25 protein-coding genes and 1 pseudogene are annotated in these 23,709 nt (G+C 62.2%); 7 read left to right on the top strand and 19 right to left on the bottom strand.

The features are described 5' to 3' along the window. Positions 1–105: 105 nt before the first annotated feature. Positions 106–2,088 (top strand): tetratricopeptide repeat protein, encoded by a 1,983-nt coding sequence (locus tag LRR16_RS17165; protein WP_232206623.1) that lies wholly within the window; start codon positions 106–108, stop codon positions 2,086–2,088. 59 nt (positions 2,089–2,147) lie between these two features. Here the strand turns inward: LRR16_RS17165 and LRR16_RS17170 are convergent, their stop codons facing one another. Together LRR16_RS17170 and LRR16_RS17175 are read right to left on the bottom strand one after the other, a co-directional pair. After that, a complete protein-coding gene (locus LRR16_RS17170; protein ID WP_232206624.1) occupies positions 2,148–3,137 on the bottom strand; it encodes a serine protease in 990 nt (329 codons plus the stop codon). A gap of 713 nt (positions 3,138–3,850) precedes the next feature. Further along, entirely contained in the window at positions 3,851–4,204 is a 354-nt protein-coding gene (locus tag LRR16_RS17175; RefSeq protein ID WP_232206625.1) for a YggL family protein, read from the bottom strand. 110 nt (positions 4,205–4,314) lie between these two features. On the opposite strand from LRR16_RS17175, the gene LRR16_RS17180 reads away from it, so the two are divergent. Beyond that, positions 4,315–4,794 carry a YaiI/YqxD family protein gene (locus LRR16_RS17180; protein WP_232206626.1) on the top strand — a complete coding sequence of 160 codons (480 nt, stop codon included), beginning with the start codon at positions 4,315–4,317 and terminating at the stop codon, positions 4,792–4,794. Positions 4,795–4,925: 131 nt separating this feature from the next. Next, positions 4,926–5,255 carry a DHCW motif cupin fold protein gene (locus LRR16_RS17185; RefSeq protein WP_232206627.1) on the top strand — a complete coding sequence of 110 codons (330 nt, stop codon included), beginning with the start codon at positions 4,926–4,928 and terminating at the stop codon, positions 5,253–5,255. Between the two features lie 99 nt (positions 5,256–5,354). Here LRR16_RS17185 and LRR16_RS17190 read toward each other — a convergent pair whose 3' ends face one another. Genes LRR16_RS17190 through LRR16_RS17200 form a run of 3 tightly spaced genes read right to left on the bottom strand, consistent with a single transcriptional unit; the run spans position 5,355 to position 7,000 of the window. After that, positions 5,355–5,957: an isochorismatase family cysteine hydrolase gene (locus LRR16_RS17190; protein ID WP_232206671.1), complete on the bottom strand. Its 603-nt coding sequence runs from the start codon at positions 5,955–5,957 to the stop codon at positions 5,355–5,357. A 60-nt stretch (positions 5,958–6,017) separates the two neighbouring features. Continuing rightward, positions 6,018–6,791 (bottom strand): type I methionyl aminopeptidase, encoded by a 774-nt coding sequence (gene map / locus LRR16_RS17195; protein ID WP_232206628.1) that lies wholly within the window; start codon positions 6,789–6,791, stop codon positions 6,018–6,020. Continuing rightward, a complete protein-coding gene (locus tag LRR16_RS17200; RefSeq protein ID WP_232206672.1) occupies positions 6,788–7,000 on the bottom strand; it encodes a ParD-like family protein in 213 nt (70 codons plus the stop codon). The genes map and LRR16_RS17200 overlap by 4 nt, the downstream gene beginning before the upstream one ends. 131 nt (positions 7,001–7,131) lie before the next feature. Here LRR16_RS17200 and LRR16_RS17205 point away from each other — a divergent pair, with 131 nt between their 5' ends. Beyond that, on the top strand, positions 7,132–7,536 hold the full coding sequence (locus LRR16_RS17205) for a VOC family protein (RefSeq protein WP_232206629.1): 405 nt from the start codon (positions 7,132–7,134) through the stop codon (positions 7,534–7,536). An 81-nt stretch (positions 7,537–7,617) separates the two neighbouring features. On the opposite strand, the gene LRR16_RS17210 is transcribed toward LRR16_RS17205, so the two are convergent. The 4 genes and pseudogenes from LRR16_RS17210 to LRR16_RS24525 all read right to left on the bottom strand — a co-directional run. Beyond that, a complete protein-coding gene (locus tag LRR16_RS17210; RefSeq protein ID WP_232206630.1) occupies positions 7,618–8,142 on the bottom strand; it encodes a GNAT family N-acetyltransferase in 525 nt (174 codons plus the stop codon). After that, a complete protein-coding gene (locus LRR16_RS17215) occupies positions 8,133–9,188 on the bottom strand; it encodes a glycerophosphodiester phosphodiesterase family protein (protein WP_232206631.1) in 1,056 nt (351 codons plus the stop codon). Before LRR16_RS17215 ends, LRR16_RS17210 begins: the two co-directional genes overlap by 10 nt. 77 nt (positions 9,189–9,265) lie before the next feature. Beyond that, the gene (locus LRR16_RS17220; protein ID WP_370646841.1) at positions 9,266–10,057 is read right to left on the bottom strand and encodes a VWA domain-containing protein; all 792 of its coding nucleotides are present in this window, start codon (positions 10,055–10,057) and stop codon (positions 9,266–9,268) included. A 60-nt stretch (positions 10,058–10,117) separates the two neighbouring features. Continuing rightward, positions 10,118–10,318 (bottom strand): annotated as a pseudogene (locus LRR16_RS24525) (ABC transporter ATP-binding protein); the annotation flags it as partial. 252 nt (positions 10,319–10,570) lie between these two features. Here LRR16_RS24525 and LRR16_RS17225 point away from each other — a divergent pair. Both LRR16_RS17225 and LRR16_RS17230 read left to right on the top strand, forming a co-directional pair. After that, positions 10,571–12,250: an amidohydrolase gene (locus tag LRR16_RS17225; RefSeq protein ID WP_232206633.1), complete on the top strand. Its 1,680-nt coding sequence runs from the start codon at positions 10,571–10,573 to the stop codon at positions 12,248–12,250. Between the two features lie 344 nt (positions 12,251–12,594). After that, positions 12,595–13,512, top strand: coding sequence for an MBL fold metallo-hydrolase (locus LRR16_RS17230; RefSeq protein WP_232206634.1), 918 nt, complete (start codon positions 12,595–12,597; stop codon positions 13,510–13,512). A gap of 121 nt (positions 13,513–13,633) precedes the next feature. On the opposite strand, the gene LRR16_RS17235 is transcribed toward LRR16_RS17230, so the two are convergent. The 6 genes from LRR16_RS17235 to LRR16_RS17260 all read right to left on the bottom strand — a co-directional run bounded on the left by LRR16_RS17235 (position 13,634) and on the right by LRR16_RS17260 (position 19,447). Next, entirely contained in the window at positions 13,634–14,311 is a 678-nt protein-coding gene (locus LRR16_RS17235; RefSeq protein ID WP_064574067.1) for a peroxiredoxin-like family protein, read from the bottom strand. 91 nt (positions 14,312–14,402) lie between these two features. Further along, a complete protein-coding gene (locus tag LRR16_RS17240; protein WP_232206635.1) occupies positions 14,403–15,152 on the bottom strand; it encodes an SDR family NAD(P)-dependent oxidoreductase in 750 nt (249 codons plus the stop codon). A 32-nt stretch (positions 15,153–15,184) separates the two neighbouring features. After that, on the bottom strand, positions 15,185–16,312 hold the full coding sequence (locus LRR16_RS17245) for an alkene reductase (RefSeq protein ID WP_232206636.1): 1,128 nt from the start codon (positions 16,310–16,312) through the stop codon (positions 15,185–15,187). A gap of 204 nt (positions 16,313–16,516) precedes the next feature. Next, on the bottom strand, positions 16,517–17,323 hold the full coding sequence (locus tag LRR16_RS17250) for an SDR family oxidoreductase (RefSeq protein WP_232206637.1): 807 nt from the start codon (positions 17,321–17,323) through the stop codon (positions 16,517–16,519). Between the two features lie 144 nt (positions 17,324–17,467). Continuing rightward, complete coding sequence (gene fabF, locus LRR16_RS17255) at positions 17,468–18,739, bottom strand: beta-ketoacyl-ACP synthase II (protein ID WP_232206673.1); 1,272 nt, start codon at positions 18,737–18,739, stop codon at positions 17,468–17,470. Between the two features lie 120 nt (positions 18,740–18,859). Then, on the bottom strand, positions 18,860–19,447 hold the full coding sequence (locus LRR16_RS17260; RefSeq protein WP_232206638.1) for a helix-turn-helix domain-containing protein: 588 nt from the start codon (positions 19,445–19,447) through the stop codon (positions 18,860–18,862). Positions 19,448–19,582: 135 nt separating this feature from the next. On the opposite strand from LRR16_RS17260, the gene LRR16_RS17265 reads away from it, so the two are divergent. Next, positions 19,583–20,041 (top strand): PaaI family thioesterase, encoded by a 459-nt coding sequence (locus LRR16_RS17265; protein ID WP_064574077.1) that lies wholly within the window; start codon positions 19,583–19,585, stop codon positions 20,039–20,041. Between the two features lie 42 nt (positions 20,042–20,083). Here the strand turns inward: LRR16_RS17265 and LRR16_RS17270 are convergent, their stop codons facing one another. The 4 genes from LRR16_RS17270 to LRR16_RS17285 form a co-directional block, all read right to left on the bottom strand. Further along, complete coding sequence (locus LRR16_RS17270; RefSeq protein WP_232206639.1) at positions 20,084–20,977, bottom strand: LysR family transcriptional regulator; 894 nt, start codon at positions 20,975–20,977, stop codon at positions 20,084–20,086. A 98-nt stretch (positions 20,978–21,075) separates the two neighbouring features. After that, entirely contained in the window at positions 21,076–22,152 is a 1,077-nt protein-coding gene (locus LRR16_RS17275) for a LacI family DNA-binding transcriptional regulator (protein ID WP_232206640.1), read from the bottom strand. 95 nt (positions 22,153–22,247) lie between these two features. After that, positions 22,248–23,024, bottom strand: a complete 777-nt coding sequence (locus tag LRR16_RS17280) for an SDR family NAD(P)-dependent oxidoreductase (protein ID WP_232206641.1) — start codon at positions 23,022–23,024, stop codon at positions 22,248–22,250. Continuing rightward, entirely contained in the window at positions 23,021–23,560 is a 540-nt protein-coding gene (locus tag LRR16_RS17285; protein ID WP_232206642.1) for a VOC family protein, read from the bottom strand. Before LRR16_RS17285 ends, LRR16_RS17280 begins: the two co-directional genes overlap by 4 nt. Positions 23,561–23,709 lie beyond the last annotated feature (149 nt).

A 23,709-nucleotide genomic window follows, 5' to 3' on the forward strand; every position in this document is an offset into this window, starting at 1 on the left:
AGACTTCGGGTGTTAATCCATGCTAGCCGCAGCATGATTTGGCTTTATCAAGACTCCGTATGTATTTCCACAGCAATGTAATAACGTCCCTAACAAGCTGAGCCGATGAGCCACTTTGACGAACTACCATATCGCGACCGGAATCACAAGATTGAGGACAAGGCGGTTGCCATATTCCAAATGCGGCTCGAGGAAAGTGGCGCTTTCATTCTCCAGGGGGCCGACCGAAAGGACTATGGGACAGACTGCCAGATCGAGGTGGTGGCTGATGAGCGTGCGACTAACGCCCGAGTCCATGTCCAACTTAAGGGAACCGAGAGTACGCTGAACGCCGACGGTTCGTTCAGCGTCGAGGTACGTCGCGCTAACCTCAACTATCTACTTATGCAGCCCTACAGCGTGTATGTCGCTTATCACGCCCCGACGGGCTCCCTACGCATTCGTACGACAGAAAGTGTTACTCGTCAATATAAGCACGGTGGGAAAAACTGGACCGACCAGCGCTCGTTGACAGTCTCGTTCGTTGAAGAACTAACTGTGGAGCGCCTTCGCCAGCTCGCGGATCTCGCTCGTGCGGGCGCCCAGTCGTCCCGCGATCGCCGCGTGGACCAAGTCGGCGTGGCTGCGGCCCACCTGTCCAGCCACGTTCTAGAGGCTCCGCCGGACGTTCATGTTCCGGAGGAGCGCGCCCTAGCACGAAAGCTGCTCGCGCAACTCTACGAAAAGAATGCAGACGAGACGATTAGCGCGGCCTTTACCAAGTTCGAGGCAGTTCTAGGGGCAAGCAGTGACGGAATGAGTCTTTGCTATATGTCCGAGATCAACCTCGGCATGGACGGCATGAGCGACCACCCAGAGAGGATTAAGGAGGCCATCCGCTATTTTCGGACGAAGTTAGCTGATGATAGATACCACGTCGGCGACTTGCACTACACGATCGGAAACGCCTTTCACGCTATCGGTGACGAACAGGAAGCATTGCGCGCTTTCACAGCTGCGCTTGTCGACCCAGCGCTCGCTTCCTCTCCCGAACTTGCGGCGCAGGTACACCAGAACCTTGGCTCCAGTCACGCGTCACTCGGCAACCATGAACAGGCGATGAGCCACTACCGTGAGGCATTACGATTGAATCCGGACCTTGCTGAAGCCCACAACGCGATAGGTATCCACCATGTCCGTTTAGGCAATTACGAGGACGCCTTGTGGCATTTCGACCAAGTCATCTTCTCGGAACAAATGCAGGGCCGGACCTCTGCGGTGGCCGGCTGGCGCGCCAACGTACTTTTTAACCTCGAAGACGGCCGAGCAGCGTTTCGAGAAATCTATGGCCTAGTAGCTCAGGCAGACCGCGTTCGTTGGATTTGGCCCTGGTGTCGCCGTCTGGTCGCCAGCTTCGGACGCGTGAATGTGGGCAACGCCCGCCAAGCTCTTCCCTTCTGGCAACGTTATGTGAAAGCGAACCCGGAGGATCCAGCAGGGAAGGCAGAACTTCTCATGGCAACGTTCTACCTACGCGGCCAAGGCGAAAGTATCGCGAAGACCTACAGCGAGTTCCGGGAGGAATTTGATAGGCACATCCCCCATATTGACGCGGACAACGCCGCATTGCTTTGGGACCGTCTGGGCCACTGGGCACAGGATGATGACGACTGGAGAGAGGCGGAGCGCTGCTTTCGCAAGGCGTACGAGTTGGCGGGCGGCGATTACGGCTATTGCCTGGCGATTGCGCTCAACAAACAAGAGCGGTTCGACGAGAGTGTGCCGTTATTGCGCGAACAGGCCCAGACCGTTCAGCCGGATGCTATGAGCTGGTTTCAATTGGCTTCGGCCTACGACCGCCTTAGGAGGTGGTCAGATGCAATCGAGGCCTACGAAACGACGCTTAAGCTCGACCCAGACCATGCCGCGGCGATGTTCAACCTTGGTGGCACACATTGGAACAGCGGTGATGCAGCATCGGCCGTAAGGGTTTGGACGACGGCGATAGAGCAATTCCCCGACCATGAGCTAAGCGCCAAGCTTAAGCGCGATTTGCCATTGTTGTTCAGCGATCCGAGTGCCGACCAACCCCGCGTTAGCGCTCAGTAGAAGACTTGGAGCAGGGAAATGCCCGACGACAAATTTGGACGGCCCCGGCCTTCGCATCACTAATGCCCGTTCACTCGCATCCAGTCCCCCTCCTGAAGCGGGTTGACGGAAACGACGGAGCGATCCGTCAACGCATGGATCTCAGCGAAACGCTTTGCTCGTTCTGCATCCTGCGTCGCGTGGACTAGCTTGCCTGTATCGTCGAAAACGCCGTGACACATGAAACGTCCGGGGTGGTGCGGGTCGATCGATCCCATGATCCGCTCCGGCATGTTCCAGCCGGAAAAGAACGTGGCCGTCCCGGTCCCTCCGGCTATGCCGCTGCTGACCACGCCAATGACGTGGCCGGCTTCATTGAACACTGGGCCACCGCTCATGCCACCGGGCCATTCCGCGGCTACTCTGATCATCGGCCAGGGGCGGCCACGTGCCACATCCGCTGGCTCCACGTCTGTTATCTGGCCGAAGGATCCATACAGGCATTGGGAAATCGGGCGATCCTCGTCGCCCTCTTCAGCATCGAGGCCCGCGAATCCCAGTGCGAGAACACGCTCGCCGCGCGTAGGCCGCCACCGTCGTAAATCAACCGGCCAGTACGGAGGTGCCTCGGAGGGCCGAGTTCCCGGCCGTATCTTCAACACAATCAGTTCCGTTACATTGCGAAGATGCGGCGACTGAAAAGGCAGAGCTTCGATGCCACACAGGGAAAACAATCCAGCCAGCGACCGCCAAGCGTCTGCGCCTAGCACGAGCCGGCCGAACCTGATCCCCTCCACTTCAAGCGCCGCGAGCCGCAGATCCGATCGGAGCACCGTCCCGGTACCGTCTTTGTCAACCTCCAGGAGATCTTGCAGGACGTGGTATGCGGTGAGACAGCGAGACCACGGATCGACGCGAAAAGCGGTGCCGTGTCCGACGGGGCGGTCGTCGGATCGCCCTGGATTGAAGCTGAACAGCGGCAATACCCTCGCCCGAATAGCCGGGTCCTGCACGAGAAAGAGTCCGCGTTGGTTGGGATCTGCGGCACATGGGTCAACCGGGAAGCTCATGGGTCTGTTCCGCGTTTATCTGCATAACGGCCTGCAGCTGAAAAATCGCCGTAGTAGTAGCGCCTTGTTGGCATGGCCCGCGTCAATGATGAGATCGGTCCAACCCGGGCCTTTGCGGTGCCCGAGGCTGAACGATTTGTGCGTCGCGAAGGGTCGTGTGGATAAAGTATCTACAGAGCATTCAGCTTAGATTGCCAATCATCTCGAAGCTCAGAAAGTGGCCTTATAACGGTATTACGCTGGACCTGCGCTTTGAGATGGTAAACGCACTGTGCCTAACCGATTGGCGAAATCCCCGACGTCGGGACACAGCCATCAGCAGTTCGGCGATCTCTTCGTCAACAGAAGCACCCTGACGAAGTCATTCGATTGCCAATGCGGGCCAGTAATCCGTTGGCCAGGTAAGGCCAACGACCAGGACATCCTTCACCGAGAGCCCGTCTTCACGGAACGCGGCTAGTGGCTGCTCCAGGTGCCGGACTACCCACGGCGGGTGGGCCATGTTGGGCGAGGCTTGATCGGGTCCCAAGGAGCTTTCTCCTTCGATGCTTTCCTGGGTGGGTTACGGGGCATCGCGCCGCCATAGGCGCGGACTTGCGTTCGATTCCCGCCGGCCCCACCAGCCTTCCTTTTCGGTAAATCCGCCGGAGTATTGAGGCAAATATTGAACAAGGCCCGGCAATGCCGGGCCTTGTCTCATTGGCCTGTCCCAATTACTCCTGGTCCAGCCCGTACCACGCATCCCGCAGCGGCCCGACCCGGACGTTCTCGAATTCGCCAGATGCCTGCAACCACTTCTCGACCGCTTCGCGCTGCTCGGCGCTGACCGAACCGCGCGCGGCGTTCAGCAGGATGTAGGCGGACAGCTGGCCATCATCGATGGTGCCGGCCATCAGCAGACCATTGGCCTCGATCGCCTCTTTCAGGAACCGGTCTAGCAGGGCCTCGGGGTCGCGTTGGCGAGCCGGCTCGGCGACGTCGGCCATCACTTCGAATGCCAGTTCCTGATACTCGCCAATATGGAGCTTCTTGCGTTGGCGGTGGTTGTAGCGGCGGGAAGACTTCATGGGAATCCTTTGATGCTTCATGGGAAAGGCGCAATTGTGCCAGTTCTTGGGAGAGTGTCAGCCGAAGCAGGCAGTATCATGACCGTCTTCACCCCAACCGAACTACCGCGATGCAAATACTGGTTGACGCAGACGCCTGCCCCGCCGTCGTCAAGGAAATGTTGTACCGAGCGGCGCAGCGGGTCGAGGTGTGCGTCACGCTGGTCGCCAATCAGTACATGCGCACGCCGCCATCACGCTTCATTAAATCGATACAGGTGCCGGCCGGCTTCGATGCTGCCGACGATCGTATCGTCGAGCTGGTCACTGCTGGTGACCTGGTGATTACGGCCGACATACCTCTTGCCTCAGCTGCCCTAGACAAGGGTGCTCACGTACTGGATCCCAGAGGAAGCTGGTTCACGCGTGAGAATATTCAGGAGCGGTTGACGATGCGTGAGGTGATGGACCAGCTTCGCGCCTCGGGCATCGATACCGGTGGGCCTTCACCGTATTCCGCGCAGGACAGCAAGGCGTTTGCCGGGCAACTGGATCGGTTTCTCGCACGCCACGCACCGCCGAAGGCCGCCTCCGGGCCTACCGAGCCATAGCTTTAAAGCATGCGCCGATAGGCCGTGAACCAACTGAGGAGGCGCGGAGCGGAATTCGACGCCGTACGAATATGCCGCCACTCAGACGCAGAGCAGTCAAATTTTTGAGTGAATCAGCCTGGAGCAAATCGATGCAGATGAGCGACATACCTTTCGGCACGACCGATTGGTCAACCGTTGAGCGTACGGAGCATCCGGGAGAAAGCGGAACGGCATACTGGCACACACGTACATTTGGCCAGATTCGGGTTCGCCTAGTCCAGTACACTCCCGGCTACCTCGCCGATCATTGGTGTTCCAAGGGACATATCTTGTTTTGCCTGGAAGGCGAACTGCATACGGAGCTTGCGGACGGTAGGAAGTACATCCTCAGACCGGGCATGAGCTATCAAGTCGCGGATAACGCCGAAGCGCACCGTTCGTATACGGAGACCGGGGCAAAGCTATTTGTGGTCGACTGAGCGATATCGGCGTCTTGCGTCGCCCGTGTTTTTTGCGGCGGTAAGGGCAACCGCGTTTCTATCTTTGACTGACTACGCGCTGTCGGCCTGCCCGCGATGTCAGCCAAGCAATGCCAACGCATCAGCCAACGACAGCACTGTCGTCCGCGACTCAAACGCTGTCGCAAAGAGATGATCGTGCACGACCTGATCCGGGTCGTAGCAACAGTCCTTGACCGCGAACAAACGGAAATCCGCATCGCTGGCGTAGGCGACCGAAGACAGCATCACGCCGGTCGACGCAATGCCGACCATGATCAGCGTGTCGATGCCTTGCGCGGATAGCCTGACCTGCAGATCAGTACCGAAGAACACGCTGGCACGGTGCGCGATGATGATCGGCTCATTGGCTTGCCGGCCGAGCTCCGGCGAGATCTGATCTTCGACGAAAAGGCCGAGTTGCTTGACGCCCTGCCCGTTCTTGTTCAGCGGGCTGACTTCCGGATAGCCGGAACTGAAGTGGAACTTCGCGAAATAGACGCCGATGCCTTTGTCCCGGGCAGCGTCGCACAGCCTGCGCGTGTTGGCGAGCAATGTGGGTGCGACCGAGGGAAACAACTCGAGGATGTCGGTCTGATAGTGCATGACCAACAGCGCTGTCTTTGCTGGAACGATTGCCGGAATCTGCGTAGTCATATTTGACGTATCGGCGGTACTTTCCATATCGGGTTGATCGCTGCGGGAGTCGGTGGAGGACAACGACCGACTCTACCACGACCCTCATCAGCCAAAATCCGGCACTCTTTCACCGGGACGCAATGTCAGAACGCGTACGCCGTTTCCGGTAACAGCCACCGTATGCTCGAATTGCGCGGACAGTTGCCCATCGCGCGTCACCACCGTCCAGCCGTCTTCTTCGGTCCGAACGGCGTGCCCGCCCTGGTTGATCATCGGCTCGATGGTAAACACCATGCCTTCGCGCAGCACCAACCCCGTTCGCGGCCGTCCCCAGTGCAGGACTTCTGGAGGCTCGTGCATTTCCCGGCCGATGCCATGGCCGCAATATTCCCTGACGACCGAATAGCCATGCCTGCGGGCGTGCCGCTCGATCGCGTGTCCGACATCACCAAGCCTGGCGCCGGGTCGAACGGTCTGGATTCCCTTCCACATGGCCTCGTAGGTAACCTGCACGAGGCGCTTGGCTAGCGGCGACACGTCGCCAACGAGGTACGTTTTGCTGGAATCCGCGATATAACCGTTCTTCTCCAACGTGATATCGAAGTTGACGATATCGCCGTTCTGCAAGACGTCCGACGTCGAAGGAACGCCGTGGCAGACCACGCTATTGCGAGATGAGTTCAGCGCGTAGGCATAGCCGTACTGCCCTTTGCTTGCGGGGCGCGCTTGCAGTTCGTTGACGATGAAGCTGTCGACGAGGTCATTGACCTGCATGGTCGACATGCCGATGAGGTTCAGCCGGTCCAGATGACTGAAAACCTGCGCCAGCAATCGGCCTGACTCTGCCATGATGGCAATTTCTTCTGGCCGCTTCGTCATGTCGACGCGACCTTAATGCCTTGCGGCGCCACGCCGGCCGCCCGCAATTCCCTCGCTACGATCTCATTGAAGCTCTGCGTCGGATTCATTTCGCACAGCATGCCGATCTTGATCCAGAAGGCCGCTTGCGCATTGATCGACCGGCACGACACGGCGCTCGCCTTGCGTATTTGATCGTGCAGATCGTCGTCGATATTGACTATGCCCATTTCGATGCCATATATGAAACGTATATGGATCATATGCCCGATTCCGTTGACAAAGCAAGTGGTTTGGCCTGTCGTCCCATGCGGCCGTGCCACAATCTCCGCCAACCAACACAAGAATGGGGGTAGACGCAATGACTGCCGCGACTCTCGGCATCGACCACATTGGCCTTACCGTTGCAGACCTCGAAGCGTCGACGCGCTTCTTTACGGAATGCCTGGGGTGGCGGATCTTCGGCAGCAACCCTGCCTATCCCGCGGCGTACGTAACGGACGGGACAGCCAAGATCACGCTGTGGCAAGTCGCGGATACAACCGCGTTTGCGCCCTTTGATCGGAAGAACACCGTTGGCCTGCACCACCTTGCATTGAAGGTTCCGGATCGATCTTCACTCGACAGCCTTTTCGAACGGGTCCGCGCTCATCCCGGTGTTCAGGTCGAGTTTGCGCCGGAGCTGTCCGGCAACGGTCCCAAGTGGCATGCGATGGTGATGGAACCGGGTGGCACACGGCTTGAACTAAGTTTCGACCCGCGATAGAAGACCATTTCCGCAATACGGGCGCGGCCCATATGCGGCCACGACCGAGCATTCGCGTCGGCGATACGCCAAGTGCGCGAGCTACAGGAACAGATACCAGTACAGTGCGACGTCGTTCCTGACATTCTCGTCTAGCTGGCTGTACAGATAGCGGTCATACCCACCCAGTACAAAGCCGTAGCGTGCATAGAAGCGGCAAGCTGACACGTTGGACGATTGCGTTTCAAGTCGGATCGCCCTGAGGTTCAAAGCCGCCGCCCACGCCACGGCTTCGTCCATAAGACGTTTGCCGAGGCCGCTGCGACGGTAACGGCGTGATATGGCAATGTCGTCAATGCTCGCGCAGCCATTCCACCCTTGGGTGGCCAGCAAATAGCCTGCAAGATGCAATCCATCCTTCGCCGCGAGCAGCAGGCGACTTGAATCGGAGCCCGGTCCGGATAACGATTCATCGAGACCGTAGGCCTTCGTCCGTGGTTCGACTGGCACCACGTTCGGCATGCCCGGGCCATCAAATGGGGCGACCGCCTCGTACTCGATGTCGAAGGAGAAATCTTCCGCCGCCAACGCCTCTGGCGCGATTCTGTCGACGCGCTCTATCCGCATACGTTCTTCTCCGACCTAGTCATGTGGCAAGGGGCGGGCATCGTTCCCGATGTCTCGGCCTTGCGCGCCGACGGTTCCTTCAGCAAGGGAGCGATCGCTTCGATTTCATTGGTCATCACGCCGCCGGAGTACCCAGGCGGCAGGCGGTCGACATCCTGCGACGTATCGATGCCTGCGGAGAACGCGCCGCCGTGATAAGGGCCGATGACGAATACGTGGCTACCGGCATCGCGCATTCGCGTAAGGAACCGTCCCGGCCATCCCCATAGCCACGGCGCCACGTTGATCGGCACGAAAATCACGCTGTTTCTGCAGGCTTTTGGTACGAGCCCCGTCCAGCCATAGCCGATATACGAAATCAGGCAGGTCTTCAGGGATTCCCGGGACATGGCCGGTACGGCGGGCAAGTCGGATTTCAGCGTGGCGATGGGCCTGTCGCCGCCATAGACCATCAGGTGCGCGGCCTGCTCGGCGGGAAGGCTCCGCAAGAAGCTAGCGAGGCGATGGCCTTCGGCTGGGTCATTGCTTTTGATATTGATCAGAAAGCGCCGGCCGGGAAAGGTCGCGAGGACTTCGTCCAAAGACGGCATTTGACCGGCGCCCTTGCCGCGAAAAGGAAATGTCTTTCCACCGTCCGCTGTGTAGCCGTAGCCGACGTCTAGGCGCTTCAACTGCGTCATCGAATGTTCTCGCGTTACGCCCTGCCCGTTGGTACGGCAATCCACCGTCCAATCATGAAAGATGGCGAAATGGCCGTCGGTGGTGGGATGAATGTCGAGCTCGACCACATCGGCTCCCGCAGCGAAACTGGCCTGCATGGACGGGATGGTGTTCTCGAGGAATTCGTGGGTCGGCGGCAGGATGCGCGTCGCGGTGCAAGTGTCGCTGCGCAGGTCGGTGCGGTCGAATTGTTGAGAGATGCCGCGGTGGGCAAGGAGCGTTGGACGGCCATCGCCGTCCGATGCCAATATCGTCGTGTTGTTGATAAAGACCAGCGCGATGAAGACAGGCACGGCAAGTGCCAGGGCTCGCAACGGTTTTCGCATGATCTCGGCGACGGCGTGTTAGCGGATGAGGCTCAAGAATAAACTCAAATTGCCCCGGCAACCGGCTCGTGCGCACCTCACCTCCGAAACCAAACCACCGACAACCCACAAGCCAAGATCAACAACACCACCGCCCCCGCCGCCAACAACGCACTAACCTCGACTTCTTTCCGCTCCAACGCCAACCGACTGCTCAACCGCCGATAAACCTGCGTCAGATCAGCCGCCGAACTGGCCTGAAAGTACTCTCCATCGGTCAACATCGCGACCTGCCGCAACGTAGCCTCATCCAGTTGCACGGGCGAAGAAAGGCCTGGAACCGGCGCCCCCTCTTCCAGAGGCGTACCAAAGCCCACGGTATAGACCCGGACTCCCCGCTGCGCGGCCATCCTGGCCGCGTCGAGAGGATCGGGGCCAGTGGTGCGGCGGCCATCGCTGAGCAGGATGATCGCGCCGTGCCGATAGGAGCCGGGGCTCGCGGAAGGCTGCTCCTGTTCGCGCTTGCGGACGGCCTCCGCCGCGGCGGCCTCTGACAGTGATCTGCCGCCGGAGCCGGGCGCAAGCGACTCGCCGCCGAAGATGATCGCTTCGAGGTCGATGCCATCGTTGGGCAGCAGCACCGCCAGCGCCTGGATCAGTCCGCTGCCGGTGGCCGTGCCGTGTTGCAGTTGAAAGCGGTCGATCGCATCGAGCATGTCCTGCCGGCTGTCAGTCGGAGAAAGCACCACGGTAGCCGTGGCGGCAAAGGACACGATGCCCAGGCGCACACTGGCCGGCAAACCGATGATGAAATCGCGGGCGGCGTGCTGCGCGGCGGCGATGCGGGTAGGTGCCACGTCGGCCGCCGCCATGCTGCGAGAGGTATCCATCGCGAGTACCACCGTGACGGTGTCGGAAGGCAGCGTGACGGTCGCGGTAGGACGAGCGCAGGCCAGCAGGGCCACGCCCAGCCCCAGCAACACGAGAAATGGCGGGATGTGGCGGCGCAATCGTTGCCTGCGACCGAGCACGGCGCGCGGCAGCGCAACACTGGAATACAGCAGCGCGGCTTTTTTGCGCCGCGCAATCAGGTACAGGTAGGCGGCTACCAGCAGCGGAAGACCCAGCAGCAGCCAGAGCATTTGTGGCCAGAGAAACTGCATGCCGCGCTCCTTGGCACTCCTTGGCACGTGATATGGCGATGGTACTGCGTTTCCCGGTCGGGCATTCCCTTGGCCTTTCCCGCACCCCTGTTTTCTCTTATGATGCCGCCCGTCAAGCGGGCGAGTAGAAGGCAGACCACCGCCCGTCCATGACTCGCGGCGCTATGCCGCGAATCGGCGCCGCCCCGGGCGTCATCGGCAACACCATAAGAAAACACAGCACAACAACAAGGAGTCACCTTGAAAAAGTCCATCCGCACGAGTCTGCTCGCACTGGCCGCCATGGCGGCGGTGCATGCGCACGCCGCTCCCACGCTGGTCGAGTCCGTACAGGGCTACACGCTGCAGAACGACAAGATCGCCAGCTTCAGCGGTCTGGTGTTCGACCAGGGCAAGGTACTGGAGACCGGCGACGCCGCCGTGCTGCGCGCGAAATATCCCGATGCCAAGCGCATCGACGGCCAGGGCAAGACGCTGCTGCCGGGCCTGATCGACGCGCACGGCCACGTGTTCCGGCTGGGCTTCAAGACGACCGAGATTTCGCTGTCGGGAACGAAAAGCCTGCAGGAAGCGCAAGGCCAGATCCGCGACTATGCGCAGAAGAATCCGCAGCGCCAGTGGCTGCTCGGTTATGGCTGGAATCAGGTGAACTGGAAGCTGGGCCGCTTCCCGACTGCGGCCGAGCTGGATGCCGCGGTATCGGACCGTCCGGTGCGGCTGGTGCGGGTGGATGGCCATGCTGCCTGGCTGAACACCAAGGCGCTGCAGGCGGCCGGCATCACGCGTGACACCAAGGACCCGGCCGGCGGCCGTATCGAACGCGATGCCAACGGCAATCCGACCGGCGTGCTGATCGACAAGGCGATGGCGTTGGTCAACAACGTGATCCCGCCCTACTCCGACGACGATCGCCGCGCCGCGCTGGCCGCGGCCGTCGCGCATCTGAACGCGCTGGGTCTGACCTCCGTCGGCGATGCCGGCGTGACCGTCGCCGACGACCGCATCTATCGTGAATTCGCCGACCAGGGCAAGCTGACCACGCGCATCTACGGGATGATTCGCGACACTGGCGATGACTTCAAGGCGCTGTCCGCCAAGGGTCCGCTGATCGGTTACGGCAACGACCGCTACGACCTGCGCGCCGTGAAGCTCTACGGCGACGGCGCGCTCGGCAGCCGTGGCGCCGCGCTGATGGAGCCCTACACCGACGATCACGCGCATAGCGGCCTGCTGTTCATGAGCGATGCCGTGATGCAGGCCAACGTGAAGACGGCGCTGAAGGCCGGCTATCAGGTCAATGTGCATGCGATCGGCGACAAGACCAACCATCAGGTGCTCGACGCGATGGAAGTCGCCTACAAGGACGTGGGCGGCCGCGACCTGCGCAATCGGATCGAGCATGCGCAAGTCGTATCGCTGCCCGACATCCCGCGCTTCAAGAAGCTGAACCTGATTGCGTCGATGCAGCCCACGCACGCGACCAGCGACATGAACATGGCGGAAGACCGCATCGGCAAGGAGCGGATCAAGGGCGCCTACGCCTGGCAGACCTTCCTGAAGCAAGGCACCGTGATCGCCGGCGGGTCGGACTTCCCGGTGGAATCGGCCAATCCGTTCTACGGTCTGCACGCGGCGGTCACGCGCACAGACCATGAAGGCCGCCCGATCAACGGCTGGCATCCCGAGGAAGCGATGACGCTGCCGCAGGCATTCCGCGCGTTCACCCTCGATGCCGCCTACGCGCAGCATCAGGAAAAGACGTTGGGCTCGCTGGAGAAAGGCAAGTGGGCCGACTTCATCCTGGTGGACCGCGACCTGTTCAAGGTCGCACCGGCGGACATCTGGAAGATTCAGGTGCTGGAGACCTGGGTGGCCGGTGAACGGGTGTACGCGAAGGGCAGTCAATCGGCGCAACGCTGATCGACTAGATCGCAATCTCGCCAATAAGAGCCCTGCTGGACGATGGTTCAGCAGGGCTTTTTTTCTGCGTAATGGCCGTCCTCGGCTAACGGCAGACATCCAAAAAAGGCGCGATTCTGCCTGACTAATCTTTCGTCCTTGTCGATCCGTTTGGTGCGTATCGGGCAACACCGTGATTCCCCACGCTGCCTTCCGCCTCGCAACCCTGCTGCCTACGATGTGGTCACGCGGCCTTCACGCCGTGACCTCTGCCCCGCAAGCCGGCGGGGCACCCTTTTCCGAAGCAACCCATTGCCCGACTGCGCTGGTCCGGCAAACGGGCCGACTCATTTGGAGAATCGATCATGCTCAGCACACACAACACCCCAAACCGCGGTGAGGCCACTCCCGACGACCTGGTTCCGTCGCGCTACGCGGTACGAGTCGGCGACATCGAGGTGCTGGTGATCAGCGATGGCGTGTTGGCCCTGCCTACCGCAACGTTGGCCACCAATGCCGACCCCGCGGACCGGGCGGCCTGGTTCGAAGACATGTTCCTGCCGCCGGATGCATTCGACTGGCCGCTGAACGTGGCGGTGGTACGCAGCGGCAAGCAAACCATCCTGATCGACACCGGACTCGGCGCCGAGTATCCGGACTTCCCGCGCGCCGGCCTCTTGCCCCAACGCCTGGGGGCTGCCGGCATCGACCTGGGTTCCCTGACCGACATCGTCATCACCCACATGCACATGGACCACGTGGGCGGCCTGCTGGTCGACGGCGTCAAGGAGCAGCTGCGTCCGGACGTGCGGATTCACGTGTGCGCCACCGAGGTCCAGTTTTGGGAATCGCCGGATTTCTCGGACACGACCATGCCGTCGCCGGTACCGCCCGTGCTCCGCTCGGCCGCCACGCGCTTCGCCAAGGAATACCGCAGCCAGCTGCGGCTATTCGACCAGCAGTGCGAGGTCGCGCCCGGCGTCACCGCCTTTCGCACCGGCGGCCACACGCCCGGGCACAGCATGGTCCGCGTGACGTCGAGCGGCGAACGCCTGACCTTCGCCGGCGACGCCATCTTCCCGGTCGGTTTCGACCACCCCGAATGGCACAACGGCTTCGAACATGACCCGGTGGAGTCGGTTCAGGTTCGGGTTCGCATGTTGCGGGAAGCGGCGGCGACTGGCGAGCTGTTGGTGGCGACGCATCTGCCGTTTCCGTCGGTTGGGCGCGTGGCGGTGCAGGGCGAGGCGTTTCGGTGGGTGCCGGTGTTTTGGGACTACTGACAGCTTGTTGGCTCTCAACTGAACCAGGACTCCCCCGGTGGCGGGGCGATGTCATCGCCCCCGTCGTCGCCCCGCAGTTTCCCACTGAACCGATATGGGCTACACCACCGGTGGAAGGCGATCAAGCCGATTGCGCCGGCGCTGCCTTCTGCAATACCGAAAACATGTCGGAAGGATCCGGGCGATGGGTGTAGTCCGGGTTGACCTCCGAGTACAGTACGACGCCGTCGGAACCAATGACATAGCGCGCTGGCATCGGCAGAGTCCAGCTTGGATCGCCGTTGAAGGCCGGCAGATCGTTCTTCAGTTTCTTGTACAGATCGACCAGATAGTCGGGCAGCTTGAAGCGCAGACCAAATGCAGCCGCGACTTCGTTATTGGTGTCGCTCAGTACCGGGAATCCGAGCGAATTGGTCCGCACCGACTTTCGGCTATTGACTGCCGTCTGCGGAGAAATTGCGACGACGCTGGCGCCGAGTGCCTCGAGTTGGGGAAGCACCTCGTTGATCGCCTGCAGTTCGATATTGCAGTAGGGGCACCAGACGCCCCGATAGAAGGTGACCACGAGCGGCCCATTTTCCAGTAGCTCGGCCGACGATACCGCGTTGCCGTCCTGATCGCGCAGACGAAATTCCGGCGCGCGGTCGCCGGCCTTGACTGCGCGTGCGGCCTGGCCACTGGCGATCAGTTCGGCGGTCGCTCGTTCCATGATGGGATGGATCTCGGGGGGCGCGTTGTACGGCGGCTTGCCCGCGCGGAAGTCCGCCTTGAATGCATCGAGTTTTTCCTGCAGTGACATGTCTGTTCTCCAATCGAGAGTGGGTATTGGCAATAGTGGGATAGGACGAGCGGCCGCGGTAGGCGGCCGCCAGGAATAGCAGTCATTCCGTTCAGACCTGGGCGAGGCCGCCATCGACGAACAGGTCGATACCGGCAACAAAGCTGCTGTCGTCCGAAGCCAGGAACAGCGCCGCCGCCGCGATCTCGTCCGGTCGACCGATTCGCCCCAACGGCGTCGCGGCCGCAAACGCGGCGCGCAGCGCGTCGGCCTCCTGTTTGGTCCGAGCCTGGCTATCGATGATGGGCGTATCGATGGCACCAGGGCTGATCACGTTGACGCGGACACCCCGGTCCTTCCACTCCATCGTCCAGGTACGTGCAAGGGAGCGCACGGCCGCCTTCGCCGCGCTGTAGACGTCATGCGCCGGCAGGCCCTTCACACCGGCGACAGAACCGGTCAGGATGACGCTGCCACCTGTCGGCATCAGCGGCAGGGCTCGTTGCACCGTGAAGATCAGGCCCTTGACGTTGACGCCGAAGGTCTGATCGAAGTGCTCCGGCGTGATGGCGTCGAGTGCTCGCTGTTCGATAGCGCCGGCGTTAGCGAACAGCACATCGAGCCCGCCTCGCTCGCGTTCGACGATGGCAAACAAGCGGTCGAGATCCGCCGGGCTCGACACATCGGCCCGCACCGCGCGAACACGGCCGTCAGTTTCACGGACCGCCTTGTCGAGTTCCGATTGCCGGCGTCCGACGATATAAACATGGGCTCCTTCCTCGGCGAAACGCCTGGCTGTTGCGAGCCCGATTCCGCTGTTGCCGCCAGTAATGACGGCCGTTCTGTTTTCGAGTTTTCCCATGGCTTCACCTTTAGCCTTTGTCGATCCCCTCATCACGCTGGGATCATGTCGCCAAGAAAGGCGTAGTCGGTATAGCCACGCGCATCGCCCCCATAGAACGTCGCACGGTCATAGGAATTCAGTGGCGCGCCGATGCGCAGGCGTTCTGGCAGGTCGGGATTGGCGATAAAGGTCCGGCCAAAGGCGATCAGGTCGGCCGTCCCGTTGCGGAGCATCAGCTCGGCACTGTCGCAAGTGAATCCACCGGCCGCAATGATGGTGCCGTGGTACGGCGGGCGCAGGTGGCGCGTCGATACGTCGGTGTCGTGGGCGACGGTGTCCTCGTTGCCCCGCACACGCGGCTCGACCAGATGCAGATACGCCAACGCGTAGCTGTTCAAGCGTGAGGCGACATAGCCGAAGGTGCCATGTGGGTCGCGGTCCGACATCGTGCCGTAGGTGCCGCTGGGCGACAGCCGCACCGCCACGCGCCCATCCCCCCAGACCGAACGGACGGCATCCAGCACCTCGAACAGAAAGCGCGCGCGGTTCTCCACCGGCCCGCCGTAGGCGTCGGTCCGGCGGTTCGAGCCATCGAGCAGAAACTGGTCCAACAGATATCCGTTCGCCGCATGCAGCTCCACACCATCAAAGCCGGCCGCCTTCGCGAGTTCCGCGCCGCGCCGGAATTCCTCCACCACTGCCGGAATCTCTTCGATGGCGAGCGCGCGCGGCATGACCTGCTCGGCCTCGACGATATTTCCCAGCGCATCGCGAATGGCCGCATGTTCGAGGGCCCGAATCGCGGAAGGCGCGATCGGCGTTTCCCCGCCGATGTTGGCGGGATGCGCCTGTCGTCCCGCATGCCATAGCTGCAGGAAGATCCGCGCGCCCCTGGCGTGCACCGCATCGGTGACGCGCCTCCATCCCGCCGCCTGCGCCTCGTTGAAGATGCCGGGCCCGTCGACATAGGCGATGCCGAGCGGCGACACGGCGGTTGCCTCCGCGATCAGCAAGCCACCTTGGGTCGCACGCTGCGCGTAGTACTCCACCATCAGATCCGTAGGCACGTTATTGAGGCCGGCCCGCATCCGCGTGAGGGGAGCGAGCACGACGCGGTGCTGCAGATCGTAGGGGCCGACGGTGGTCGGGGTGAAGAGAGTCAATTGCGTTGCTTGCATGCCGTCTACCTCGATGTCAGTGAATCGGTGACGGCATGATCCGCCGGTGTCCGGAGAGGCGGAAGGCAGCCTGGAGCAATAGCACTCATTCCTGCCAGTAATGGCAGCGTTCCAGGCGTTCAGTCAGGCGAGCAAATCCATCCCGGTGTCCCGGCACATCGCGCCAGCGCGATGCGACGGTCGCCGACATAAGGGCGAATGGTGCTACAGCGCGACGTGCCGCTTGACGGCCTGGAGCAGCTTCGGCTTCAACGCAGCGAAACGCTGGTCCAATGCGGCAGGATCCGTGCGGTTCTGCGCAATCATCGCGGCCCGAACCTCGCCACCGCGAATGACCTGCATCGCGTCCTGCTCGATCCCCTTGACGATCGCGTCCGCCACAGTGGAGGCCGGCTCGCGTACGAAGCCGAGTTCCGGTCCGGCATCGGACGATGACATCATTGGAGTGTCAGTCGCCCCTGGATATACCGTCAGCACATGCACACCCTCGCCCTTCAATTCGCGCCGCATTGCCTCGCCAAAATGCGCAATGCCGGATTTGACGCCGGCATAGGTCGCGTAGAACGGCACGCCGACCAGCGCGATGCCGGATGAAATATTGACGATCATGCCGCCACTGGAGGAGGCACGCAGCATCGGCAAGGCAAGACGTGACAACAAGATCGGCGCCAGCAGATTGACTTCCACCATCTTGCGGATGTCGTCCTCCGGCGTCTCCTCCAGTCGTCCCGCACGCACGCCGCCAGCGCTGTGGATCAGCACCTGCAAGCCTCCCATGCGACTCTGCACCTCGGCCAGCGCCCGCATGCGCCCCGCTTCGGTCGTAATGTCCGCTTCGACGCCGTCTGCGTGGCCGATGACCCGCAAGCGGGCGAGCGCCTGTTCCACCACGGCGGCCCGCCGACCAACGATCACCACCGATGCGCCTTTGCTGAGCAACGCTTCGGCAGTGGCAAGGCCGATGCCGCTGGAGCCGCCCGTGATCAGCACCCTCTTTCCTTGTACATGCATGATGTAACTCCTTGTTCTTCAGTGAATGTCGCCGTTTGGCGATAGTGAAGCGGTGTTGCATGTCATGGCAGGCGTTGGAAAGAATAGATGTTATTCCTCGCCGGCATAGCGGCTCGCTGCGGCATCAGGCGTCATACAGCAGCGTCAGCAGTAGCGGCGGAACACCACGCTCGCATTGACGCCCCCAAAGCCAAAGCCGTTCGAGATCGCGTACTCCATCGCCATCGCACGTGGGGATCCGTGGACGATATCGACGCCGTCCGCCGCGGGATCCGGTTCGACGAGATTCAAGGTAGCCGGCGCAATCTGGTCGCGCAGAGCCAGGACGGTGAAGATGGCTTCGATGCCGCCAGCTGCCCCGAGCAAATGCCCTGTGGCGGATTTCGTTGCGGAAACGGCTGGACCTTTGCCTCTTCCAAATACGGCCTTGATCGCTTCCAGTTCGCTGCGATCGCCCAGCGGTGTCGAAGTGGCATGCGCGTTCAGGTGCTGGACAGCCTCCGGCGCGATTGCGGCTTGTCGTAGCGCCAGCGCCATGGCGCGGCGTGCGCCGTCGCCGTCGTCCGGTGTGGACGTCAGGTGATAGGCGTCGGCCGTGGTGCCATAGCCGACCAGTTCCGCAATCGGCGTGGCGCCTCGTCGCAGCGCGTGCTCGAGCTCTTCGATGACCAGCAGGCCGGCGCCCTCGCCCATGACGAAGCCATCGCGGGCCTGATCGAACGGACGAGAGGACTGAGCCGGTCTGTCCGAGAAGCCCGTTGACAGCGCACGCGCCGCTGCGAAGGCCCCAAGACTGACGCGATCGATCGCCGCCTCGGTGCCGCCGCAAATGGCAACATCCGCCTCGCCGGCCCGGATCATGCGCGCCGCATCTCCAATGGCCTGCACACTGCTGGCACACGCCGTCACGGGCGCGCCTAGCGGGCCCTTGAAGCCATGCGCAATCGACACGTTGCCTGCAGCCATGTTGGCGAGGAAGCTGGGAATCGTGAAGGGCGACAGGCGACGAGGTCCGCGGGTTTCAGTAGTGCGCACCGCCTCTGCGATTGCGCCAAAGCCGCCGATACCCGATGCGATGACTGTCGCGGTACGCTGCTGCCCTGCCTCGTCCCGCGGCGCCCATCCCGCTTGCGCGAGGGCTTCCTTTGCGGCCGTCAACGCAAACAGAATGAAGCGGTCCATCTTCTTCAGGTCCTTTGGCTCGGCAGCGCTTGCCGGATCGAACCCGGCAGGCTCGTTCTCGCCGAACGCTGGCACCACCGCTGCCACCTTGGCCGCGATACCGTCGACCATGTCCTCCGGCAACAAGACCATTCCGGAGTTGCCATCGAGCAGCCTGCCCCATACCGCTTCCACCCCGCATCCGAGCGGCGACACCACACCCATGCCGGTTACCACGATTCTCTTTGTACTCATCATTGTTGCCTATGCAATTGAAAGCCGCAGGAAGTTTGGGACGAACTTGGCCGGGCGAGGCGCCTGCGCGGCGTCGCCGGTCGTACTGCCGAAGTTGAATGCGGACCCGTGTTCCGGGCGTCAGGTCCGCGCTTTGCCGCGTCGCGCTCGGCCGTGGCCGTCGTCATCGACGACGGAGATCGATGGGGGAGCGAACTTCAGACCGGTGTCGCCGCCACGGCGCTTGGTCTTGCCATACGCGAAGCAGTAACGTAGGTGATCATCAGCTGCGGGCCCCGGTTCGATGACGTAATCGCGGGCGTCGACCGGCTTGCCGGTATCGAGATCGACCATGCCGACTCGCACCGGCCGGCCCGTCGCACGCTCGACCAATTGCACGCTGCGGCCCTCGGGTGCGAAATATCGGCTGCCCCATTCGACAAAGGCCAGCAGAACCGGGCGAAACGCCTTGCCGGCTTCGGTGAGGAAATATTCGTAGCGAGGCGGACGGTCCTGATATTGCACGCGCTCGAGCAGACCGGCCTCCACCAGGCTGGCCAGACGGCGAGTCAACATATTGGGTGCGATGCCCAGGCTCTTCTCGAATTCATCGAATCGGGTCAGACCGATCATCGCGTCGCGAAGGATCAGGATGCTCCACCACTCGCCCACATGGGACAAGCTGCGTGCGACCGGACAACATGAGGTGCCGACGTCGGTCCGTTTCATGACGTGCCTCCGCAGGGCTGGAAAATGCTGGTTGCTTTCATCATGAAAGTCATTGTAAATTCGTAACTTCCATCATGCAAGTCACCCACCCAGTCTCGCATGCTCCGGCGCGCTGGCGGAAAACCAGGAGCGGTAATGAGTCTGATCGACGAAGTAAGCAAAGGCATGGAAGGCCAAAATGGATTGGCACAGTTGCAGGCGCTGCTCGCCTCGGGCAGGAAGCCGGGCATCCTTGTGTCGCTGGACTTCGATTTCGTCGAAGTGGCGGAAGGTCGGGCCGTGTTCGCCGGGATTCCAGGGGAGCATGCCTATAACCCGATCGGCACGGTCCACGGCGGCTATGCAGCGACCTTGCTGGATTCGGCTTGCGGCTGCGCGGTGCACTCGCGGCTGGCGCCGGGTCAGGGTTACACCACGCTGGAATTGAAAGTGTCGTATCACAAGGCCATCACGCGCGACTCAGGCCTGTTGCGGGCCGAAGGACAGGTGCTGTCGTTCGGCCGCCGTGCCGCGTTCTCTCGCGCGGATCTGGTCGGCGCCGATGGGCGGTTGTATGCCTCGGCGACTTCGACGTTGCTGGTTTTCGAACGCTGATCGTCCCATCGCGCACGGTACCAGGCCGCGCGTGTCGCGGCTTCAGGACACCTGACCCGCCAGCGCCTCTTCGACAAAAGCGACGAAGGCGCGCGCCTTTGCAGTGACCATTCTTCCGGATGGAAAGACCGCCCACAAATCGATCGGCGGCAAGGTCCAATCGTTCAGCACCGTCTGTACGACGCCTTGTTCCACTTCCGGAGCAAACATCCATCTTGACGCCACCGCCAGTCCCATATCGGCGAGCACTGCGGTACGGATTCCCTCGGCAGCACTGACACGCACGCGCCCCGATACGACGACGGCGACTTCCGTGCTGCCCTGCCGGAAGGACCATGATTCTCCACCGCCACGCTGCGAATAGACGATGGCTTGATGCCCGCTCAGGTCTGCGGGGGTACGCGGCACACCGGCCTGCGCGAAGTACCGTGGCGTGCCGACTACCAGCCGCGGGCTTCGGGCAATGCGCCGCGCCGTCATCGACGAATCGTCCAGCATCCCCATGCGTAGCGCGACATCGGTGCCCTCTTCGAGCAAATCGATATTGCGGTCGTCAAGTGCGATATCGATTTCCAATTGGGGATGGCGGTCCATGAACGCCTTCAACCCGGGCAGGATATGCAATCGGGCAAACGTGACCGCCGCCGAAACCCGCAGGCGGCCCGACAGCCCTTCCGAGGAATCGCGAGCCGCCTGTTCGGCTTCGTCTGCTTCTTCGATGGCCCGCTTGGCATGCTCATAGAAGCGCTGACCTGCATCGGTAGGTGTCAAGCCGCGCGTTGAACGCAACAGCAATCGAGTGCCCAGCCGTTCTTCGAGCTGGGCGATCGACTTGGATACCGCGGGCTGCCCGAGGTTGAGCCGCCGTGCGGCCGCCGAAAACGATCCTGCCTCAATCACCCCGACAAAGGTCTCCATCGCCGCCAGCCGATCCATGTCCCGCTCCCATTCCAAACGTCTCACGTACCGATGCGCTTGGCACGCCGGCGTGCGACGTCGCGGCCCCGCCCACAGCGGGCCTTGTCGCCAACCCTCTATGTTCTTCCGCCATGCGCAGGCGGCGCACACGATTCCCGCAAAACAACCCGAGTACCAAGCCGAATCTCCCGCCCCGCCGCCGCCTTCGCATCGTCCGCGCCTGAACCGCCCCCGATACCCCGCAACAACATCTCCGCCGCCGCCGTCCCCACCGCCGCCAGATCCCAATCGATGGCGGTAATCGCCGGCGTATAGAGCTGTGCCAGATCGCTATCCCCCACGCAGATCAGGCTGACATCCTGCGGCATGCGGTGCCCCGTCTGCTTCATCGCTTGCAGGACACCGGACAGGATCCGGGTGCCGAGGCAGATAAAGGCCGTCGGGCAGTCCCTGGCGGATAGCAGCGCCAGTGCATCGCTGAATGACAGATCCATCGCCGAGCGCCTGGAGCGCACGAGGGCGGTATCGACGGTCAGGCCGCGCTCCTCCAGTGCCTTGCGATAGCCGCTGATGCGTTCGCGTCCGGGGCGCAGGGCGCCGTCGGATGTCATCAGGGCGATGCGGGTGTGTCCGAGGTCGAGCAGATAGCGGGTCGCTTCGTAGGAACCGCGGGCGTGTTCGACGTGGACGCCGGAACCTTGCGCGCCGAAGTCGCGGTCCATGGCGACGACGGCGAGATCGCGGGAGATTTGGGCGAGGTAATCGGGGCGCTCGGTTTCGCAGGGGCCGAGGATCAGTCCGTCGACGCGGCGGCGGCGGAACAGGTCGACCATCAGCTCTTCCTGCGCCTTGTCGTTATGCGTGTTGCCGACCACCATTGCATAGCCTTCGCGCTGCAGGCGCGCTTCCACCGCGGTGATGATGCGGGCGTAGAGCGGATTGGCCAGGTCGGACACCAGCAGGCCGACGACGCCGGAGGTACCGGTGCGCATGCTTTGCGCAATGGGGTCGGGCGCATAGGCCAGCGCCTTCGCGGCCCGTTCGACGGCCTGGAGCGCGGCCTCGCTGACGGGTCCGCTGCGGTTCAGTGCGCGAGATGCCGTACCCACGGAGACGCCGGCGGCGCGCGCCACGTCGCGGATCGTGACGCGGGCTGGCGTGTCGGAGCTGGGGGTGCGCGTTCGGCTGGTCATCGATGGTCCGGCTGGGAGGTCTGAGCTGGCGGTAATCGTAGCGGGCCCTGGGGCCGCTATTATCGTCGATCCGATGGCCCTGCCCTACCCGCCCATCAGTACATCGCGCGGCCGCCGCTGATATCGAATACCGCCCCGGTACTGAAGCTGCAGCGCGCGGAACACAGCCATGCGGCCATTTCCGCCACCTCCTCGACCCGCACGAACCGCTTCATGGGCACGCGTTCGAGAAGGCGGGCCTGCAATTGCGCCCGCTGGCTCTCGTCGTGCTGGCCAAAGATATCGGTATCGGCGGCGCTGGGCGTGATGCAGTTGACCAGTACGCCGGTCTCCGCGAGCTCCTTGCCGAGGCTTTTCGTCATCGAGATCAATGCGGCCTTCGATGCCGCATAGGCACCGGCAAACGGATTGCCCTCCTTGCCAGCCACCGACGCCACGTTGACGACGCGCCCCCAGCCGTTCTTCACCATCGAGGGCACGACTGCCTGCACGCATTGCAATGCGCCGAACACATTGACGTCGAAGACGAGCTTCCATTCGTCGACGGACGCCTCCACCGTCGGCCCTCTGCGTCCGAGGATGGCGGCATTGTTCACCAGCGCTGTTGGCATGCCCATAGTTTCTACCGTCTGTGCAAATGCCCGCTCGACCTGCTGGCGATCGGTAATGTCGACTGACACCGGCAGTACCCGTGCGCCATTGCTTCGCAAGGTGCGAGCGGCCTCATCTAACAGGGGTCGGTCGCGATCCCAAATGGCGACCACGTATCCGTCCGCCGCGAGCCGATTGCCGATGGCGAGCCCAATGCCGCGCGCAGCGCCGGTCACCACCGCAACGTGCCGGCCCGCCGTCGTGGCCTCGGCCGCGCTCATTGCGGCGCTCCAAAGCGCCGAATTGAATCGGCGCCGTCCCAGCTTTTCGCGGCCTCCGCAATCGCCGCAAAGTACTCGCCCTTGCCACCGGACATTTCCGAAATCTCGACGATGTTGCCCGGCAAGTCCGCATGGACGTAATAGGCAAATCGGCCGCGCATGCCCATGCGTCCGCCGTGCCCCTCGACATAGCCGCTGGCACGCAGCCGTTCGGCGAATTCGTCAAAACGGTCGTCGGTCCAGTACGCGATATGCTGCATGCCTTCGCCGAAGTGCTTCAGCGAATCGAGATAGAGCGACGGCGCGTCATTGCGCTGCTGGATCAGCTCGATCTGCACGCCGCCGGAATTGGCAAGCGCGATGGACAGATCCGGCAAGGCCGACGCTTCACCGTAGTAGCGAAATTCAGTCGTGCCCACTTCCTTCTTGTAGAACCACGGCCCGACGCCGAGCACCTCGCTCCAGTGCCGCATCGCCTTTTCGATATCCCGCACGACGTAGCCGACTTGGCATACGCCTCCGAACAGCAAGCTCATCTTGGCTCCATGTCATCGAATATTGGAAACGTTTCCATACAGACACAGTAGCCGATGCGCCGATTCGGCGCAGCATAGCGTTAACCATGATTGCTGCCCGCTCCACGCTCAACGACACTACAATGGAAACGTTTCCACACGCAAGGAAA

This window comes from Cupriavidus sp. UGS-1 (assembly GCF_021213615.1).
Lineage (GTDB): Bacteria > Pseudomonadota > Gammaproteobacteria > Burkholderiales > Burkholderiaceae > Cupriavidus.

What these genes read in the sequence shown, in the direction of transcription:
- LRR16_RS17165 (WP_232206623.1), top strand. Translation starts at nt 106, where the DNA reads ATGAGCCACTTTGACGAACTACCATATCGCGACCGGAATCACAAGATT.
- LRR16_RS17170 (WP_232206624.1), bottom strand. Translation starts at nt 3,137, where the DNA reads ATGAGCTTCCCGGTTGACCCATGTGCCGCAGATCCCAACCAACGCGGA.
- LRR16_RS17175 (WP_232206625.1), bottom strand. Translation starts at nt 4,204, where the DNA reads ATGAAGTCTTCCCGCCGCTACAACCACCGCCAACGCAAGAAGCTCCAT.
- LRR16_RS17180 (WP_232206626.1), top strand. Translation starts at nt 4,315, where the DNA reads ATGCAAATACTGGTTGACGCAGACGCCTGCCCCGCCGTCGTCAAGGAA.
- LRR16_RS17185 (WP_232206627.1), top strand. Translation starts at nt 4,926, where the DNA reads ATGCAGATGAGCGACATACCTTTCGGCACGACCGATTGGTCAACCGTT.
- LRR16_RS17190 (WP_232206671.1), bottom strand. Translation starts at nt 5,957, where the DNA reads ATGGAAAGTACCGCCGATACGTCAAATATGACTACGCAGATTCCGGCA.
- map (WP_232206628.1), bottom strand. Translation starts at nt 6,791, where the DNA reads ATGACGAAGCGGCCAGAAGAAATTGCCATCATGGCAGAGTCAGGCCGA.
- LRR16_RS17200 (WP_232206672.1), bottom strand. Translation starts at nt 7,000, where the DNA reads ATGGGCATAGTCAATATCGACGACGATCTGCACGATCAAATACGCAAG.
- LRR16_RS17205 (WP_232206629.1), top strand. Translation starts at nt 7,132, where the DNA reads ATGACTGCCGCGACTCTCGGCATCGACCACATTGGCCTTACCGTTGCA.
- LRR16_RS17210 (WP_232206630.1), bottom strand. Translation starts at nt 8,142, where the DNA reads ATGCGGATAGAGCGCGTCGACAGAATCGCGCCAGAGGCGTTGGCGGCG.
- LRR16_RS17215 (WP_232206631.1), bottom strand. Translation starts at nt 9,188, where the DNA reads ATGCGAAAACCGTTGCGAGCCCTGGCACTTGCCGTGCCTGTCTTCATC.
- LRR16_RS17220 (WP_370646841.1), bottom strand. Translation starts at nt 10,057, where the DNA reads ATGGATACCTCTCGCAGCATGGCGGCGGCCGACGTGGCACCTACCCGC.
- LRR16_RS17230 (WP_232206634.1), top strand. Translation starts at nt 12,595, where the DNA reads ATGCTCAGCACACACAACACCCCAAACCGCGGTGAGGCCACTCCCGAC.
- LRR16_RS17235 (WP_064574067.1), bottom strand. Translation starts at nt 14,311, where the DNA reads ATGTCACTGCAGGAAAAACTCGATGCATTCAAGGCGGACTTCCGCGCG.
- LRR16_RS17240 (WP_232206635.1), bottom strand. Translation starts at nt 15,152, where the DNA reads ATGGGAAAACTCGAAAACAGAACGGCCGTCATTACTGGCGGCAACAGC.
- LRR16_RS17245 (WP_232206636.1), bottom strand. Translation starts at nt 16,312, where the DNA reads ATGCAAGCAACGCAATTGACTCTCTTCACCCCGACCACCGTCGGCCCC.
- LRR16_RS17250 (WP_232206637.1), bottom strand. Translation starts at nt 17,323, where the DNA reads ATGCATGTACAAGGAAAGAGGGTGCTGATCACGGGCGGCTCCAGCGGC.
- fabF (WP_232206673.1), bottom strand. Translation starts at nt 18,739, where the DNA reads ATGAGTACAAAGAGAATCGTGGTAACCGGCATGGGTGTGGTGTCGCCG.
- LRR16_RS17260 (WP_232206638.1), bottom strand. Translation starts at nt 19,447, where the DNA reads ATGAAACGGACCGACGTCGGCACCTCATGTTGTCCGGTCGCACGCAGC.
- LRR16_RS17265 (WP_064574077.1), top strand. Translation starts at nt 19,583, where the DNA reads ATGAGTCTGATCGACGAAGTAAGCAAAGGCATGGAAGGCCAAAATGGA.
- LRR16_RS17270 (WP_232206639.1), bottom strand. Translation starts at nt 20,977, where the DNA reads ATGGATCGGCTGGCGGCGATGGAGACCTTTGTCGGGGTGATTGAGGCA.
- LRR16_RS17275 (WP_232206640.1), bottom strand. Translation starts at nt 22,152, where the DNA reads ATGACCAGCCGAACGCGCACCCCCAGCTCCGACACGCCAGCCCGCGTC.
- LRR16_RS17280 (WP_232206641.1), bottom strand. Translation starts at nt 23,024, where the DNA reads ATGAGCGCGGCCGAGGCCACGACGGCGGGCCGGCACGTTGCGGTGGTG.
- LRR16_RS17285 (WP_232206642.1), bottom strand. Translation starts at nt 23,560, where the DNA reads ATGAGCTTGCTGTTCGGAGGCGTATGCCAAGTCGGCTACGTCGTGCGG.